General features: G+C 33.1%; 13 protein-coding genes. 6 read left to right on the top strand and 7 right to left on the bottom strand.

Annotated elements, in window-relative coordinates; all coding sequences use genetic code 11:
* Positions 1-657: 657 nt before the first annotated feature.
* Entirely contained in the window at positions 658-1,431 is a 774-nt protein-coding gene (locus NST87_RS12000; protein ID WP_026034736.1) for an AraC family transcriptional regulator, read from the bottom strand.
* Between the two features lie 23 nt (positions 1,432-1,454).
* Positions 1,455-2,027 (bottom strand): LysE family translocator, encoded by a 573-nt coding sequence (locus tag NST87_RS11995; protein ID WP_019467869.1) that lies wholly within the window; start codon positions 2,025-2,027, stop codon positions 1,455-1,457.
* 197 nt (positions 2,028-2,224) lie between these two features.
* Between NST87_RS11995 and NST87_RS11990 the strand changes: the two genes are divergently transcribed.
* Positions 2,225-2,632 carry a DUF2000 domain-containing protein gene (locus tag NST87_RS11990; RefSeq protein ID WP_019467868.1) on the top strand — a complete coding sequence of 136 codons (408 nt, stop codon included), beginning with the start codon at positions 2,225-2,227 and terminating at the stop codon, positions 2,630-2,632.
* Between the two features lie 122 nt (positions 2,633-2,754).
* Here NST87_RS11990 and ilvD read toward each other — a convergent pair whose 3' ends face one another.
* Positions 2,755-4,455, bottom strand: coding sequence for a dihydroxy-acid dehydratase (gene ilvD / locus NST87_RS11985; RefSeq protein ID WP_019467867.1), 1,701 nt, complete (start codon positions 4,453-4,455; stop codon positions 2,755-2,757).
* A 458-nt stretch (positions 4,456-4,913) separates the two neighbouring features.
* Here ilvD and NST87_RS11980 point away from each other — a divergent pair, with 458 nt between their 5' ends.
* Both NST87_RS11980 and NST87_RS11975 read left to right on the top strand, forming a co-directional pair.
* Positions 4,914-5,693, top strand: coding sequence for an arylamine N-acetyltransferase family protein (locus tag NST87_RS11980; protein WP_019467866.1), 780 nt, complete (start codon positions 4,914-4,916; stop codon positions 5,691-5,693).
* Between the two features lie 161 nt (positions 5,694-5,854).
* Positions 5,855-6,820, top strand: coding sequence for a LysM peptidoglycan-binding domain-containing protein (locus NST87_RS11975; RefSeq protein ID WP_019467865.1), 966 nt, complete (start codon positions 5,855-5,857; stop codon positions 6,818-6,820).
* Between the two features lie 123 nt (positions 6,821-6,943).
* On the opposite strand, the gene NST87_RS11970 is transcribed toward NST87_RS11975, so the two are convergent.
* Positions 6,944-7,213, bottom strand: a complete 270-nt coding sequence (locus NST87_RS11970) for a hypothetical protein (protein WP_019467864.1) — start codon at positions 7,211-7,213, stop codon at positions 6,944-6,946.
* Between the two features lie 166 nt (positions 7,214-7,379).
* Here NST87_RS11970 and NST87_RS11965 point away from each other — a divergent pair, with 166 nt between their 5' ends.
* Together NST87_RS11965 and NST87_RS11960 are read left to right on the top strand one after the other, a co-directional pair.
* Positions 7,380-8,249 carry a GNAT family N-acetyltransferase gene (locus NST87_RS11965; RefSeq protein ID WP_071560194.1) on the top strand — a complete coding sequence of 290 codons (870 nt, stop codon included), beginning with the start codon at positions 7,380-7,382 and terminating at the stop codon, positions 8,247-8,249.
* A 740-nt stretch (positions 8,250-8,989) separates the two neighbouring features.
* A complete protein-coding gene (locus tag NST87_RS11960; protein ID WP_019467862.1) occupies positions 8,990-9,610 on the top strand; it encodes a hypothetical protein in 621 nt (206 codons plus the stop codon).
* 191 nt (positions 9,611-9,801) lie between these two features.
* On the opposite strand, the gene NST87_RS11955 is transcribed toward NST87_RS11960, so the two are convergent.
* The 3 genes from NST87_RS11955 to gltC form a co-directional block, all read right to left on the bottom strand.
* On the bottom strand, positions 9,802-10,590 hold the full coding sequence (locus tag NST87_RS11955) for a YibE/F family protein (protein ID WP_019467861.1): 789 nt from the start codon (positions 10,588-10,590) through the stop codon (positions 9,802-9,804).
* Positions 10,587-11,699: a YibE/F family protein gene (locus NST87_RS11950; protein ID WP_340721745.1), complete on the bottom strand. Its 1,113-nt coding sequence runs from the start codon at positions 11,697-11,699 to the stop codon at positions 10,587-10,589. Before NST87_RS11950 ends, NST87_RS11955 begins: the two co-directional genes overlap by 4 nt.
* 81 nt (positions 11,700-11,780) lie before the next feature.
* The gene (gltC, locus tag NST87_RS11945; RefSeq protein ID WP_019467859.1) at positions 11,781-12,668 is read right to left on the bottom strand and encodes a glutamate biosynthesis transcriptional regulator GltC; all 888 of its coding nucleotides are present in this window, start codon (positions 12,666-12,668) and stop codon (positions 11,781-11,783) included.
* Between the two features lie 141 nt (positions 12,669-12,809).
* Here gltC and gltB point away from each other — a divergent pair, with 141 nt between their 5' ends.
* Positions 12,810-17,309 carry a glutamate synthase large subunit gene (gene gltB / locus NST87_RS11940; RefSeq protein WP_340721744.1) on the top strand — a complete coding sequence of 1,500 codons (4,500 nt, stop codon included), beginning with the start codon at positions 12,810-12,812 and terminating at the stop codon, positions 17,307-17,309.
* Positions 17,310-17,322: the final 13 nt, after the last annotated feature.

Raw genomic sequence — 17,322 nt, 5'->3', positions numbered from 1 at the left:
CAGAGCGAGGATAATTAATCAAAAGTTACACTTTGATTTTATCTTCGCTCATTTTTAGTTGCGTAAAATGCAGTGTGCTCTATTTTCTTGAAAACAATATTTGTCTAACGAAGAAAGATGAAAGGTGAATGATATGATTGAAAAAGAGAAGAAAGTGAAACAAGACGCTAAATATGCATGGGAATAATATCAATGAATTGTAATGTGCAACTATTGATTATGCTGTATATCAAAAAGAAAAGAGACTGATACATGTCGTATCAGTCTCTTTAAAGAGGTTAGAAATTATTTACCTGTGAATAAACCAACGATTTTTTTGATGATATCAATGATAAAGTCCATGTCCTTCACCTCACTTTAATTTGTTAACTTCACTATAAAAGAATTGTGCTAAATTTTGTTTAAAATTCCCTAAATAGTAATAAATTATTCCAAAATGGAAATTAATAAAAATATATAACAATAAAGCATTCAAAAGTGTATGAAAGATGATTTCATAATTATTTAAATTATAGAATTTTGCTTTCAAAGAAAAGTAACGGTTTCATTAATACAAAATTTCCATAGAAACAAAGCAAACGTCGTAAATCAAAAACATTGATGTCTTAACATCATAATATTATCAAATTTTGTGAAATTAACTATATTTAATAAAGTTTAAAAAGACTGAGCATAATTGTTTGCAGTGATACCGTATATTTTTTTGAATTGTCTATTTAAGTGTGTTAAATCAGAAAATCCTAATTCACTCACTGCTAAATGTATATCTTTATCTATTTCTATGATATTTTTTGCTTCTTCGATTTTACTGTTTAATAAAAATTGATAAGGTGTTATGCCAGTTTGTTCTTTAAAATATCGTATAAATTGAAATTTTGACATGCCGAATTCATGTGCTAAATCTGTAATTTTCAAATTTTCTTTTAACCCATAAAGTATTCTTCCCTTAATCTTACTAATATAGGCGTTACTTTCAACATGTTTCCTAATTGTAGATTGATTTACTAAATCATCTACAAGTTTGATTAATTGCTCATCTACAATTTCTTCTTCGTTTTCATGAAATATAGCATTCGCTAGATGATATACATCAGATTCAATTTTACTATTATAAATTACTGGTGTTGTAAATTGAATAGCTTCTTTACGTTCAGCTGCATCTAATAATACAGCTGGTTCAATATATAACATAATATATTCAAGGCCTGATTTATCATGAGCCATTCCATCATGTACTTGTTCTGGGTTAAATAACATAATACCGTCTTGGTATGAAAGTTGAAGCTTACCGTCTAAATGATAACGTTGTATTCCACTTTTCGTAACTCCAATTGCATATTCGCTATGCGAATGATTCTTATATGAAAAGTCAGTAATATTAGCAGACAAAGCAGTTATTCCGCCACTTTTTTTATAGATGAATTCTTCCATTTTTTCACCTTCTTTTAAGTCGTTTAAACCCATAACATAACAGCAGCATAAATCAAAAGTATACCTAAAACAACATTTAGGATTTTGCTATATTTTTGAAACATTTTATTAAATACAGCACCGAATATTACCCAAAGTATAAATGCTATAAATCCAATAGTACCTATGATAACTATACTTAGCAACAATAAATAATCTTCATTAAAATACGGTAGTACAAAGCTTGGAAAGACTGTTAAAGTGAATAAAATAACTTTAGGATTTATGAATTGTAGTAATAAACCAGAAAAGAATGAACCTTTTTCTTTTGAATGATCTTTTTTTGAGACATCTATGTTGAATATTTGGTATGCCAAGTAAAGCATATAAATAGTTCCTAAAATTTGTAAATAGATTATGATATTTGGAAGTATATTATTTAAAAAAGAGTTTAATATAGCAGAAATTGCCAGCAATAATAAAAAGCCAATTGTAGATCCATACGTAAATTTCATACCAGCTTTTATACCATAGTTTTGAACATTAGATAAAATAATGATGTTGGTTGGCCCGGGTGTCGCAGTAACAATAAAGCAATAAATAATAAAAGAAACCATACTCGCTATATACTCCTTAATGTTTAATTATTTTAATAGAGTATACTTAAATTAATATTTTATATAGGACATTATTGCAATAATAATTTTCCAAGAACTTAAGTTCTGCAATTATATACTATATAAAACACCTAAATATATCTACTCTTTAAGATGTAGCAAAATATTTGATACTACTTCAAAGGAGTAAGATAGTTATGGCGTTTGATACTAAAATTAAAATTGTATTGAGAGAAGACTTAGAAATGTGGCAAAAATTAAATGTAACTGCCTTCTTAATGAGTGGAATTGCTGGAACTCAAAATATTATTGGGGAACACTATGAAGATAAGGATAATGTACAATATTTACCAATGTCTCAGCAACCTATCATGATTCATTCATCAACGCAAGAACCTATGGTAGAGTTGCTACAAAAAGCTTTGAATAAAGATGTTGTTATCACAGTGTATACTGAAGAGTTATTCTTCACATATAACGACGCAGATAATCGTGCGGTAATTGCTAAATATAAAACAGAGGAATTACATCTTGTTGGCATTGGTATACGCGGTAAGAAAAATCATGTAGATAAATTATTTAAAGGATTTGCATTGCATAGCTAAATGAATTAAAGACGTTATCATAAAAAAGCAACGTACAATCTTTTATGTACGTTGCTTTTTTCATTTATGAGATTAAATTATACTCACAACACTAATTAAACAACTTAAACGAATGTTACTCATTAGTCAGTGATTGCGCCTTTTGAAGCAGATGATACGAGTTTGGCATATTTTGCTAATGTACCACGTGTTTCTTTTAGTGGTGGGGCTTGCCATGCATTACGACGACGTTCTAACTCTTCATCAGAAATATCAAAACTAATTTCTAAATTTTCAGCATCAATAGTAATGATATCGTCTTCTTGAAGTAATGCCATTGGGCCACCTGCTTGAGATTCTGGAGCAGCATGACCTACAACTAGACCATGTGAACCACCTGAAAAACGTCCATCTGTTAACAATGCAACAGATTCACCTAATCCTTTTCCTACCAAAATAGAAGAAGCTGACAGCATTTCTGGCATACCAGGTGCTCCTTTTGGTCCAGCATAGCGAATCACCACGACATCTCCAGGTTGAATATCATCATTGAGAATTGCTTTTGTCGCTGCAGGTTCTGAATCAAAAACTTTTGCAGGTCCTTTAATATAAGTAACACTTAAACCTGAAATTTTTGCTACTGCGCCCTCAGGTGCTAAATTACCTTTTAAAATAACAAGTGGCCCTGTAGGATGTTTAGGCTGATCAAAATTAATGATTGTTTTATCATCAGAAAGACTTGGTTGTTGTGCTAAGTTTTCTGCAACGGTTTTACCAGTAACTGTTAAACAATCACCATGGATTAACCCTTTTTCATGTAATAGTTTCATTACGCCTGGCACGCCACCAACTTCATCAAGATGTGCCATTACGTATTTGCCGCTTGGTCTTAAATCAGCAATATGCGGTACGCGTTTACGTATTTTTTCAAAATCATCAAGTGTTAAATCTACATCAATTGTATGTGCAATAGCTAGTAAATGTAAGATTGCATTTGTAGAGCCACCTAACGCCATGACAACAGTAATTGCATTTTCAAATGCTTCTTTGGTCATGATATCTTTAGGGTATATACCTTGCTCTAATAAATGATAAACAGCTTTCCCCGCTGCGCGACTATCTTTTGATTTGTTTGTTGATACAGCTGGGTGAGAAGCGCTTCCAGGCAAACTCATTCCCATAGCTTCAATAGCAGAGGACATTGTATTAGCAGTAAACATCCCACCACAAGCTCCGGCACCAGGACAAGCAGCGCACTCTACTTTATGTAATGCGGCTTTATCTATTTCTCCATTATTGTATTGTCCAACACCTTCAAAAGCAGATACAGCGTCTAAATCTTTGCCATTCAATTTCCCAGGTAATATAGTCCCACCATATACAAAGACGGCTGGTAAATTAAGACGAGCGATACCAATCATACAACCTGGCATGTTTTTGTCACAGCCACCGATTGCTACAACGCCGTCTAAATTCTCAGCACTGACTACGGACTCAATTGAATCAGCAATGATTTCACGGCTTGGCAGTGAGAAGCGCATGCCGTCAGTGCCCATGGAAATACCATCTGAAACTGTAATCGTATTAAAAATCAGTGGTGAACCACCTGCTTCGCTTATACCGCGTTTAGATGCACGAGCGAGACCGTCGATGTGCATATTACATGGTGTAACTTCACTCCATGTACTAGCAACACCAATCATAGGTTTTTCAACATCTTCGTCTTCAAAACCAAGTGCACGTAAATAAGATCGATTAGGTGTACGGCTTACACCTTCACTAATCACTTTGCTGCGGATTCGTAAATCTTTTGGTTGTCGATTTTGCGATTGTTCCTTGCTCACATAATCCCCTCCAAAATAAAAAATCACATTATATTAAGAATAATCTGAAAAATTAAAAATAATTAGCACCTGATGTCATGACACTTAAGTGTTCGTACATATCACTGAATCGTTAAGTGACTTCGATACTTTTAAAATATAGTGAATTAGCTATACAAATGTATAGACATACACAATATCTATTTATTTAATTGATGTCAATATCAAAAGATTGTCTATAATCATTATTACCCCTTATCATATAAATTAACAAAACATTTTAAGAAAGTCTTACATAACTTGGAATAATTATATTTTTACTGTTAAAAGTGAATGAGGTTGATCAGTTATAAGTAGTTAATGCTTTTAATGAAATTAAAATGCTGAATTATATAAAAGTTTATCACTGGTAATTGAGTTAATGCATCATCACGCGTATAGGTCTTATTCTACGGCTATTGAGAATTGGAGGGAATTGTATGACTGATTTTAACGTACTAGAAAAGTATTTAGGTATAGATACACATACATATCATGACAATCTTTTAGAAACATTGAACTATTATATTGAAAGGTATGTATTGAACGTTCCGTTTGAAAATATTAATGTGCAGAATGGACAACCTATTGCTTTAGATAATCCATCAATGATAGATAAAATTGTAAACGAACATAGAGGGGGCTATTGTTATGAACAAAACAGATTATTTTGCGCATTTTTAACAAGTAAAGGATATAATGTGTATATGGTTTCTGCGACAATTTATAATGGCTCAGGTTGGGCCATGGAAGGGTCACATATGGCATTAATCGTTACATTGAATCAGAAAAAATACTTAGTTGATGTCGGTTATGCGGATATACCTAAAGCAGCCATGCCAATCACAAATGATGAGGAAATTGTTTATGATGTAAATAGTGAGTTTAAAGTAAGCAAAGTAAGTGACCACACATTTGAAATGAAGAAGAAAGTTGATCATAAATGGCAGACGCAATATCAATTTGAGGATGAACCTAAGGTATTGGCAGATTTTGAACAAGGCATAGCATTTAATCAAAATAATGAAGCGTCTATTTTTGTTCAACAACTTTTAATTAGTAAAGCAACGACTTTCGGTAGAGTAACGATGTCGAATAATCATTTGACAATTACGGATCATGGTCAAAAAGAAAAGAAAAATATAACATCTGGAAACTATAAATACTTTTTGTATCGTTATTTTGGTATTAAAGATATAAATATAAAAACTTTTGACTGAAATATATAGTATTCAACGTTATGTTTCATTGAAATAACAAAAGGTTTACTTTGTAATAATAATGTCATATAAATTATATACAAAAGTATTAAATTAAATTGTATAATAGTAAGCGTGATGGAAACGAAATGTATCGGATTTATATTGGGAGGTTTACATAAGTGCATAAAAAAATAATAGCAACTGTAATTGGGACAAGTGCGCTAGCAGCTATTAATTCTGCAAATGCAGATGCAGCTACAACTTATAAAGTCAAAAGTGGCGATTCTCTTTGGTCAATAGCGAATAAATATAATATTTCAATAGCAAAATTGAAATCATTAAACAATTTAACATCGAATGTGATTTTTCCAAATCAAACATTGAAAGTATCAGGGACTACAAGTTCAAGAACTTCAACAAGCAGCTCAAGTGCGACAACGTATACAGTGAAATCGGGTGACTCATTGTCATCAATTGCAGCTAAGCATGGGACGACATACCAAAAAATTATGAGTTTAAATGGACTCTCTAATTTTACAATTTATCCAGGACAGAAATTAAAAGTATCTGGCTCAATTTCAACAGGTGGTTCTACTCCATCTGGTAATACAACTACATATACAGTGAAGTCAGGCGATTCATTATCTGCGATTGCAGCTAAATATGGTACGACATATCAAAAAATCATGAGCTTGAATGGTCTTAAAAACTTCAATATTTATCCAGGGCAAAAATTAAAAGTATCTGGTACAGCATCATCAGGTGGCTCAACAGGATCAACGGGTTCAACTGGTTATAAAACGCCAGTATTTAACCATTCAAATTTGTATGACTGGGGTCAGTGTACATGGCATGTCTTTAATAAGCGTGCTCAAATTGGTAAAGGTATTAGTACTTATTGGTGGAATGCTAATAATTGGGATAACGCTGCACCAGGAGATGGATACACAGTAGATCATAGGGCGACTGTAGGATCAATACTACAAAGTGACCTTGGATATTATGGACACGTAGCATTTGTGGAATCTGTAAATTCAAATGGTAGCATTACTGTTTCTGAAATGAACTACAGTGCTTCGCCTGGAATCGCAACATATAGAACGATTCCGGCATCTCAAGTGAGTTCATATAAATATATTCATTAAGGGTATCTAAGACAAAAATATCTTTGACTAACGCATAAACGTCAATTTCTATTAAATCATATAGAAATTGACGTTTATTTTGCTTTTATGAAATTTTATAGCGCGTTGCTAGTCGTTTCGTGTTTATGGTTCTTGGCGTAATGATTTTATACGCTTGGCAGTTGAGAACAATGTACTTGCCAAAGTGAATGTTGAAAATATTTTAGCAAACTTTTTTGGTGATTTTAAGGCAGTGTAGAAATCTAAGACTGCCCCCACACTTGTAATAGCCATACTCGTGTAAAGTAACTTTTTATTTTTTGATTGATATGCATACCAATTAAAACCTTCTACGGCAATGCCTATGAAGTTAATTGTATTTGAAATGCGATTAATTTTTGTTTTTTTAGCCATGAATGAAATCCTCCATTTTATAAAATACGCTTTATTATTATAACATTAAATAGATTAAACTTTATTGTGAGAGATAAAAAACAAAATGTGTTCAAGGAATGGAATATGATAACATAAGCGTTGAAAGTATAAAAATAGTTTGTTTTGGGGAGTGGAGATGATAGTTATGATTAAATGTGTATGCTTGGTAGTCGAATTAGACGACAAATTATTATTGGTACAAGCTAGAAACAGAAAAAAATACTATTTTCCTGGTGGGAAAATAGATCAGGGAGAGTCTCTAAAACAAGCCTTGCGAAGAGAACTACAAGAAGAATTACAACTGGATATTTCGGAACAAAATTTTAACTATTTAGGTACTATTGTTGGAGATGCTTATCCTCAAAAAAATACTAAGACGGAGTTGAATTGTTTTTCAACGTCTTTAGATATAGATTGGTCATCGGTTAAACCAGCACAAGAAATTACTGATATAAAATGGATCTCAAAAAATGAAACAGAAAAAATTGCGCCTGCTGTGCTTACATGGATTAAATATGCTAAACAAAAAATCGAGTCATCTAAAGCAGTGAAATTAAGACCATATCATGTATCGCTATATGCTGATTTAGTGAATTTTACGCTGTCGGCAGAGGACCGGGAATTCACCAAAACACCTTTAGAGAATATTGATTTGGCAAATCGAGATCAAGAACGTCACTCTACATTAGTGTATGATGACAAGGGGCAATGTGTGGGCTTTTTCACGTTACATGAAGGTGACGGAGTCAAACCTTATTCTGCAAACGCAAACGCAATATTTTTCAGATCTTTTAGTGTAGATAGTCACTATAGAGGATTCGGTTTTGGTAAAAAAGTGATGCGTGTTTTACCTCAATATGTCAAACAGTATTATCCCACAATTAATGAAATTTATTTAGCGGTTAATACAGATAATCATTTGGCAAGAGAACTTTATATTCAAAGTGATTATGAAATTGTAGGTGAAACGTTATTAGAAAATAAACCTGTATACATAATGAAACAAAGTTGTTGAAATCATTGATTGGCGTCGTTAAAACTAACAAAGTTTGTTAGTTTTAACGACGCTTTTTTGTAGTAAGTGAACTTGCTGAAAGTGGTTGTGTAATAGAAGTATCAGCTGAAAATAAGTATAAGTATAAATAAAGTAAATATAATAAAAATCGATAATATTAAAAGGAAACCAAAAATATATTAGAATTATTTAAATTCAAATGAATCAATTATGTTTGTTTAAATATGAAAATCTGTTATGGTTGGATATTAAATGTTAAATATATAAATAATAAAAAATTAAGGATATGATTATTTTGAATGTATAAGTTATTAAACTGAATTGTTAATGCATTGATTGGATTGAATAGGCAATGAGGATGTAAATTTTATTTGAACCATTGATGTGCAGTTTGGTTTATGAAAAATAATTTTAAAATCGTTAAGAATGGCTTTTGCAAGTGCTTCGCATATGAGATTGTACGTAGAGCATAATAGATATTATGGTTAAAAATATTTTATTAATGTTGTCTGCTGTAATGTGATTGGATGATACTTTGTAAGAGTTTGTTTTTTGAAACTTTACCATGCCATAAATAGTAGAATTATTTCATTTTTAATAATTATTGACCTTAAGTTGAAAAATAAATATCAGCTTTGGCACTTCACATTTGATGTGGGGTGTTTTTCTATGTATGTCAGAAGTAACAATTGCGATAGCCAACTATTATGATGAATAACAATTTAGTAGGAGGTTCATCCATGCTTACAAAGCGTAACAGTATGAGTCCGTTTAATATTATTTGTAAAAGTTTTTATGAGGAAATAAAGCCTTTTACATATCAAAGGTTAGTAGATTTTGGGGAATGTTATTACTATTTGAAAGGTACGTCATTAGACTATGTTTCAACAAGTGTGATTACGAGATATGAGAATGAAAATCACCATACATTTAAATCTAGATTTGACCATTTTGGTGAAACTGAAAAGGTGTGTATTGAAAAATTAGAAGTTGCACCTCCTTTCGAAAACAAAGGTATTATGACGATTATGTTTTGCGACATAATGTTAGCGTTATTAACGAGAAGTTTAGCGAATGAAAACCATATAGAAATTAAATTTATAAATACTTCAGATTTAATTAAAGATGGGGAAATCGTGAATGTGTATCATAGTGTGATGCCTAAATACGAATTATCCCTAGCGCAACCTAGTAGTTCGAGAATTGCTTTGGAGGGTAGACGTACTAAAGCTAATATTGATTTTTATCAAGATGTTTATTATATATTCCCACTAAAAACGCGAGAAGAGGATATCACATATTATAAAAAATTACGAGAACGTAAAATGCAATTATTAAATGAAAAATTGCAAGAACTTTAAATGATTTAGCTTAGTTGAAAAAACGGCTGGCAACTTAAATGCACAAATAAAAACTGAAAAATTTGTGCCATTGTAAGATAGTAAAAAGTTTTAATTTTAAAAATTAGTATGTAGTCATATTATATAATCATACAAATATAAGAAGGGGGTGGGAGATATTTAATGATGACGTCCCACTTCCTTTTTATATTTTAATGTGAAGATTGATGCGAATGTTTTGAGTGACGCTCTTTTTGATATTTAATTAATAGTGCTGTTATCCATGCAGTAATCGGGATGCTAATTGCAACAGCGATGCCGCCTAGTAGGATGGATATAAATTCTTGTGCAAAGATTTTAGAATTGATGATATGTCCAAAAGAATAATTTAACCTAAAAAACCAAAAGAATAATGTCAATTGTCCTCCGAAATAGGCTAGATAAATTGTGTTTGCCGAAGTAGCTAAAATTTCACGTCCTACACGCATACCAGATTGAAATAATGCTTTGCTTGTTAAGTTTGAGTTGGTTTCGTATAACTCGTACATTGGAGAACTGATTGTGATTGCTAAATCAATAACCGCAGCTATGACTGCAAGTACTACGGTAAACACCATGAATTTCACCATATCAATGCCGATATTCATAGAAAAAATATACGTTTCATCTTGTTGTTCGGTTGTAAAACCTTGTAAATGTCCGATGGATACTGATAAATAAATACCAATAATTAAACACAAAGTAGTAATGACTGTTGCACAAAATGCTGCTTTTGTTTTTGTATTGTAACTATTTAAAACAAATAAATTACATGCTGCAATAACGATGCAAAATATAAGTGTTACGAGATAAATAGGCGCACCGAGCATAATTATAATGACAGTGATTAATAATATTACAAAATTCAAAAACAGTGTTAAATATGAGATGATACCTTTTTTTCCTCCGAATATTGCGATTAATAAGAAAAGTACAAGACCTAAGATTGTTATGACACTCACTGGTTAACACCTCGCATTTTAAACCATAATTGCATTAATAAAATTGTGATTGGAATCGTTAAAACTATACCAATACCACCAGTAATTGCCCGGGAAATTTCTAATGACCAATTCATGGAAATGGTATAGGTTACTGTATTTGCATTTTTAAGATAAATAAGAAACATCGGAAGACTACCAGATAAATATGAAAATAATAAGATGTTTGTCATTGTCCCCATAATATCTTGACCAATATGACGCCCTGCAAGCGCCCATCGAGTCATACTTATATTAGGTGTTCTGCGTAATATTTCTGCCATACCACTTGCTATAGTGATAGCTACATCCATGACAGCACCAAGTGTTCCAATCATAACAGAAGCAAGGAAAACATCCTTAGGAGGCAAAGTTAAGAAACTCATTGTTTCAAATTTTAAGCCTGCACCGTCTGTTAACGTAATCACTAATTGGGTGGCGCCAACACAAATAAAAGTGCCTAATAGTGTGCTTGCTATTGTAATTGACGTTCGCCATCGCCAACCGGTAACTAAGAGCAAAGTAAACACGGTGGTAAAAATGACACCGATACTCATAAGTGCAAATAAATTTAAATCAGGAAATTTATTATGTAAATAGATAGCTAAAAGCACAACAATTGTATTGAAAACTAAAGAAAGAATTGATTGTAAACCGATTTTCCGTCCTACTAATAAAACAGTTAATAAAAATATTCCAGTTATCATAACGACGAGGCTATCTCGTTTTTTTTCTATGATATAAGCATCGTCTAGATGTTTGCCAATGTGTAACAACACTTTGTTATGTTTTGAGAATGCCTCACTATCAGCTTGTGATGCTATGTAATGATAAGGAATCTTCGTCGATTGTCCCTCAAATTTCCCGTTTAAAATTTTAAGTGTTAGGGTTTGGTTATATTTAGTATCTTTATTGTGGTTATCATCTGTAACATGTGATGTGGATTTATTTTCGATCTTTGTAATTTGACCGATTGGTGTATCGTAAAATCTGGCATTGAAAAATGTGAAAATAAATACAGGCGCAAATAAGATGACAAATATCAAGATGACCCAATCAAAAGGGCGTTTAAATAACGTTTTAAAAGGCATTATTTTGTTTCAGTCCTCCCTATATAGACAATGCGATTATACGCTCCTAGCGATTTGAATTCAAAAGTTTTATGCATGTGATTAATGATAAGTCGTGCTTCTACTTAATAATTTATCAATCATTTCTAATAAATATTGTAAATCATGTTTTCGATTGTCTAGCCGAACAACTTGGCAAATGGTTCTTTTCAATGCTGTATGTTCTAATGATACTTCTCGCCATTTTTGCGGATTTTTTGAAAGTAAATGATAAGAAGCTGTGACGATGTAGCCACGCCCTTTACTTAAGATATATTCAGCCAGCTGAGGATGCGTAATCGTTTGTATAGGTGTTTTGGTTGTTTTTACTAATGTTTGTCTAATCTTGGTTGGTAATGGATATAATTCGTAAATAGATTTATTCGAAAATTGTACTAAAGGTGGGTTCGTAGCCATTGTGATTGGATCATCTTTAGGTGCATAGACATGGAATGTTTCTTCAAATAAAGGGCTTACCTTTAAAGAACGGTGCTGTTTGAATTCATCTGACATAGCAGTAAAAGCAATATCAATTTTATCTGTGAGCAAAGCTGAAAAAATATCTTCTTCTTCCATTAAAATAGGTTGAATGATAGATGTACTTTCATTTTCAAAGGATTGCATTAATAATGTGAGTACCTGTGTTATATAACTTTCAACATAACCAACACGTATAATATAATGCTCTGTTTCAGATTGGTTATGAAATAAACGAACTGTGTTATCAAGTTGTTCGATAATCTTTGTTGCTTCAGAAAATAATTGTTGTCCTTCTTCGGTAATGTGTATGTTGCGTCCTTCTCTGTTAAATAACGTCACTTGTAATTCCTTTTCTAATAGTGTGATTTGCCTACTGATAGCAGATTGAGCAATGTTAAGTTCTAGAGCAGCGTCTGATAAATGTTCTCTTTTTGCAACTTCTATAAAATATTTCAATTGTTTAATTTCCATATGACCATTCCCAACATATTAATATTATTCGAATTATTAGAATAATATCATCTATTTTATATATTGAATAGATTAATGTATTACTATATAGTTTACTATACTTATTCAATATTCAGAATTTTCGAAAAAGAGGTGAGGGTTATGTTCGAATATGGTAAGCAATTAGGATTATATGATAGTCGTGAAGAGCATGATGCATGTGGTATTGGATTTTATGCCAATATGAATAATGAGAGATCACACGATATCGTTGAAAAATCACTGGAAATGCTACGTAGGTTAGATCACCGTGGAGGAATTGGTGCAGATGGCATGACAGGTGATGGTGCCGGTATTATGACAGAAATTCCTTTTGATTATTTTTCTAAACAAACAGATTTTGAATTACCGGAAGAAGGTCATTTTGCAGTAGGTATGTTTTTTTCGAACGTGAAGATAAAAAATTCAGAGCATGAAGCAACGTTCAATCGTTATTTTGAAAGCGAAGGATTAAATGTTATTGGTTATAGAGATGTGCCAGTAGATGTCGATGCCATTGCCGAACATGTAGCCCAAACGATGCCATATATACAACAGGTATTCATCGCATTAAATGATGATACTCACATAGAAAAAGCGCTATTTTTAGCACGTAAACAAATTGAATTATATGCTAAAAAACAGCAAGTAGATTTATATTTCACAAGTTTATCTCATAAAACAATCGTCTATAAAGGATGGTTGCGTTCTGATCAAATTAAGAAGTTATTTCAAGATTTAAATGATGAACGCTATATATCAAAGTTAGGACTTGTGCATTCTCGTTTTAGTACAAATACATTTCCGAGTTGGAAGCGTGCGCACCCTAATAGATTATTAATGCATAATGGGGAGATTAATACTATTAAGGGTAATGTTAATTGGATGCGTGCAAGACAAAATGATTTGATTGAAACCATTTTTGGTGAAGACAAACATAAAGTAGAGGAAATTATTGATGAAGACGGTAGTGACTCTGCTATTGTTGACAACGCTTTAGAATTTTTATCTTTAGCTATGGAACCAGAGAGAGCAGCAATGTTAATGATACCAGAACCTTGGCTTTATAATACGGCGAATGACAGTAACGTCCGTGCTTTTTATGAATACTATAGTTACTTGATGGAACCTTGGGATGGTCCAACAATGATTTCATTTTGTAATGGAGATAAAATTGGCGCACTAACAGATAGAAATGGCTTGCGACCAGGACGTTATACAATCACTAAAGATAATTACATTGTTTTTTCGTCAGAAGTGGGCGTTGTAGATGTACCTGAGGAACAAGTTGCTTTTAAAGGTCAACTAAATCCAGGGAAATTATTATTAGTTGATTTTCAACAACAAAAAGTAGTTGATAATAATGAATTAAAAGCACGTATCGCTGATGAATTACCATATGAAAATTGGATAAATCAATTTAAAGTAGATTTAGATTTAGACAATGTGAAAGTGATTCCATCTAATTGGGATGAAACAACTTTAGCCAGATTACAAAAGCAATTTGTTTATACAAATGAAGAAATCAACAAATACATGACAGAATTAATTGAAAGTAAGAAAGACCCGATTGGCGCAATGGGGTATGATGTTCCAATTGCTGTTTTAAATGAAAAAGATGAATCGTTATTTAATTACTTTAAACAACTTTTTGCACAAGTCACTAATCCACCGATTGATGCATATAGAGAAAAAATAGTGACAAGTGAATTGTCTTATTTAGGTTCAGAAGGTAATTTGTTAAAACCTAACGAAGATGTATTGAATAGAATTCAATTGAAAAGACCGGTGTTAACAGAGGCGCAATTAAAAGCGATTGACGATAGCAGGTTTAAAGTTAAGCATTTATCAACGTTATATCACGAAAACTTAGAAACGGCGTTAGACAATTTAGGGGAACAAGCAATTCAATCCGTGAAAGATGGCTATGAAATTATTGTATTAGATGACCGAGTACTAGTTGAAGCGCAAGGCTATGCAATGCCAATATTGCTTGCAGTAAGTCATGTACATCAATTATTAATTAGAGAAGGTTTGCGCATGCGTACAAGCATCATTGCGCTTTCTGGTGAAACGAGAGAGGTGCACCATGTAGCGTGTTTATTAGGGTATGGTGCTAATGCAGTCGTACCATATCTAGCGCAACATACAATAGAAAACTTAGTGGAGAAAGGACGCTTAAACGGAAATATTGCCGAAAACGTTCAAACATATACGGATACATTATCAGAAGGTGTCATAAAAGTTATGGCTAAAATGGGAATTTCTACCGTTCAAAGCTACCAAGGGGCTCAAATTTTTGAAGCGGTAGGTTTGTCACAAGAAGTTGTTGACCGGTATTTTACAGGGACACAAACAAAACTATCTGGTATGGATATCAACTTGATAGATAAAGAAAATAAAGCGAGACAGTCATCTGAGAGCGAGTACCTTGAATCTGGTAGTACGTTTCAATGGCGTAAACAAGGCCAACATCACGCATTTAACCCGACGTCAATCCACTTACTGCAACATGCATGTCGTTTAAATGATTATGAACAGTTCAAAACGTTTTCAAATGAAGTCAATCATCAACGTACAGATCATATTCGTCACTTAATGGAATTTAAAAACCAAGATTCAATTGATATCAATGAAGTAGAACCAACGAGTGAAATCGTAAAACGTTTTAATACAGGTGCGATGAGCTATGGTTCTATTTCTGAAGAAGCCCATCAAACACTTGCTGAAGCAATGAATCAAATGGGTGGTAAAAGTAATAGTGGTGAAGGTGGTGAAAATCCCGAACGATTTGTAGTGGATGACGAAGGTCGTAATCGTTCTAGTGCAATCAAACAAGTTGCTTCTGGAAGATTTGGAGTGACGAGTCATTATTTACAACATGCTAAAGAAATACAAATTAAGGTAGCGCAGGGGGCTAAACCTGGAGAAGGCGGACAGCTTCCTGGTTCTAAAGTTTATCCGTGGATTGCTGAAGTCAGAGGGTCTACCCCAGGTATTGGTTTGATTTCTCCACCGCCACATCATGATATTTATTCCATTGAAGACTTAGCACAATTAATTCATGATTTGAAAAATGCTAATAAAAACGCAAATATCACAGTTAAGCTTGTCTCTAAAACTGGTGTCGGAACAATTGCAGCAGGTGTAGCCAAAGCTTATGCAGATAAAATTGTGATTAGTGGATATGATGGTGGTACGGGTGCTTCTCCCAAAACAAGTATTCAACACGCAGGTGTACCTTGGGAAATTGGATTAGCGGAGACACATCAAACACTTATGATGAATAACTTGAGATCGAGAGTAATTGTAGAAACAGACGGCAAATTACTCACAGGCAAAGATGTGGCATATGCATGTGCATTAGGAGCGGAAGAATTTGGTTTTGCAACAGCGCCATTAGTCGTACTTGGATGTGTAATGATGCGGGTGTGCCATAAAGATACATGTCCGGTAGGTATTGCTACACAAAATCAAGATTTGCGCGCGCTATTTAATGGTAGAGCTGATCACGTGGTCAATTTTATGCATTTTGTTGCTGAAGAATTAAGAGAGATACTAGCCGAACTTGGTTTGCGCACTGTAGATGATTTGGTGGGGCGTACAGACTTATTAAAACGAAAAGATCATTTATCTCAACGAAGACCTAAAGCTGCATCTATGAATGTTGAAGCATTATTATATCAGCACGAAGGTGAAAGATATAAAAAAATAGCGCAAAATCACCATCTTGATGAAGGTTTTGATTTAACACAACTATTACCTGATGCTCAAGCAGCAATTGAACAACAGAAGTCATTTACTGGTAATTATGTGGTGAAAAATGAGCAACGAGATGTGGGTGTCATTACTGGTAGTATGATCACCGATATCTACGGTGCTGAAGGTTTACCTGAAGATAGTATCAATGTCAATACGGTAGGCCATGCTGGTCAAAGTTTAGCTGCTTATATACCTCAAGGTTTAACAGTACATCACACAGGTGATGCTAACGATTATGTAGGTAAGGGACTTTCTGGCGGTAAAGTGATTGTGAAGGCGCCGACGCAACAGCGAGAATCAGAAATTATAGTTGGTAATGTCTGTTTCTATGGTGCGTCTTATGGTAAAGCTTTTATTAATGGTAAAGCTGGTGAAAGATTCTGTATTAGAAATAGTGGTGTGCAAGTAGTTGTTGAAGGTATTGGTGATCATGGTCTTGAGTATATGACAGGCGGTCGCGTTATTGTGCTGGGAGATGTCGGGAAGAACTTTGGTCAAGGGATGAGTGGTGGTGTTGCATATATCTTCCCATCTGATATTGAAAAATTTAAAGAAGAACATCAATTAGACAGTTTAGACTTCGACGAAATCACTGTTGCAGCAGAAGAAAATGTTGTGAAAGAGATGCTAGAAGATCATTTGCTTTATACAAATAGTACTAAAGCAAAAACTATATTAGATAGTTTTGAAGAAATGGCTAATAAAGTAGTGAAAGTCATTCCGAAAGATTATAAATTGATGATGCAAAAAATCGAATTACAAAAGCGCGAATCTAACCAGCAAGATGAAGCGTTACTGAATGCTTTTAATGACAAGAGAACACATTTAGAACCAGCGCAACAATTAACGTCTGTGTATTAATTTGAAGGGGGAC

Source organism: Staphylococcus sp. FSL W8-0271 (genome assembly GCF_038006605.1).
In the GTDB taxonomy this organism is placed as follows: Bacteria; Bacillota; Bacilli; order Staphylococcales; family Staphylococcaceae; genus Staphylococcus; species Staphylococcus cohnii.
Note: the sequence above shows the minus strand (reverse complement) of the source record. Positions and strands in the feature narration are given on the sequence as shown.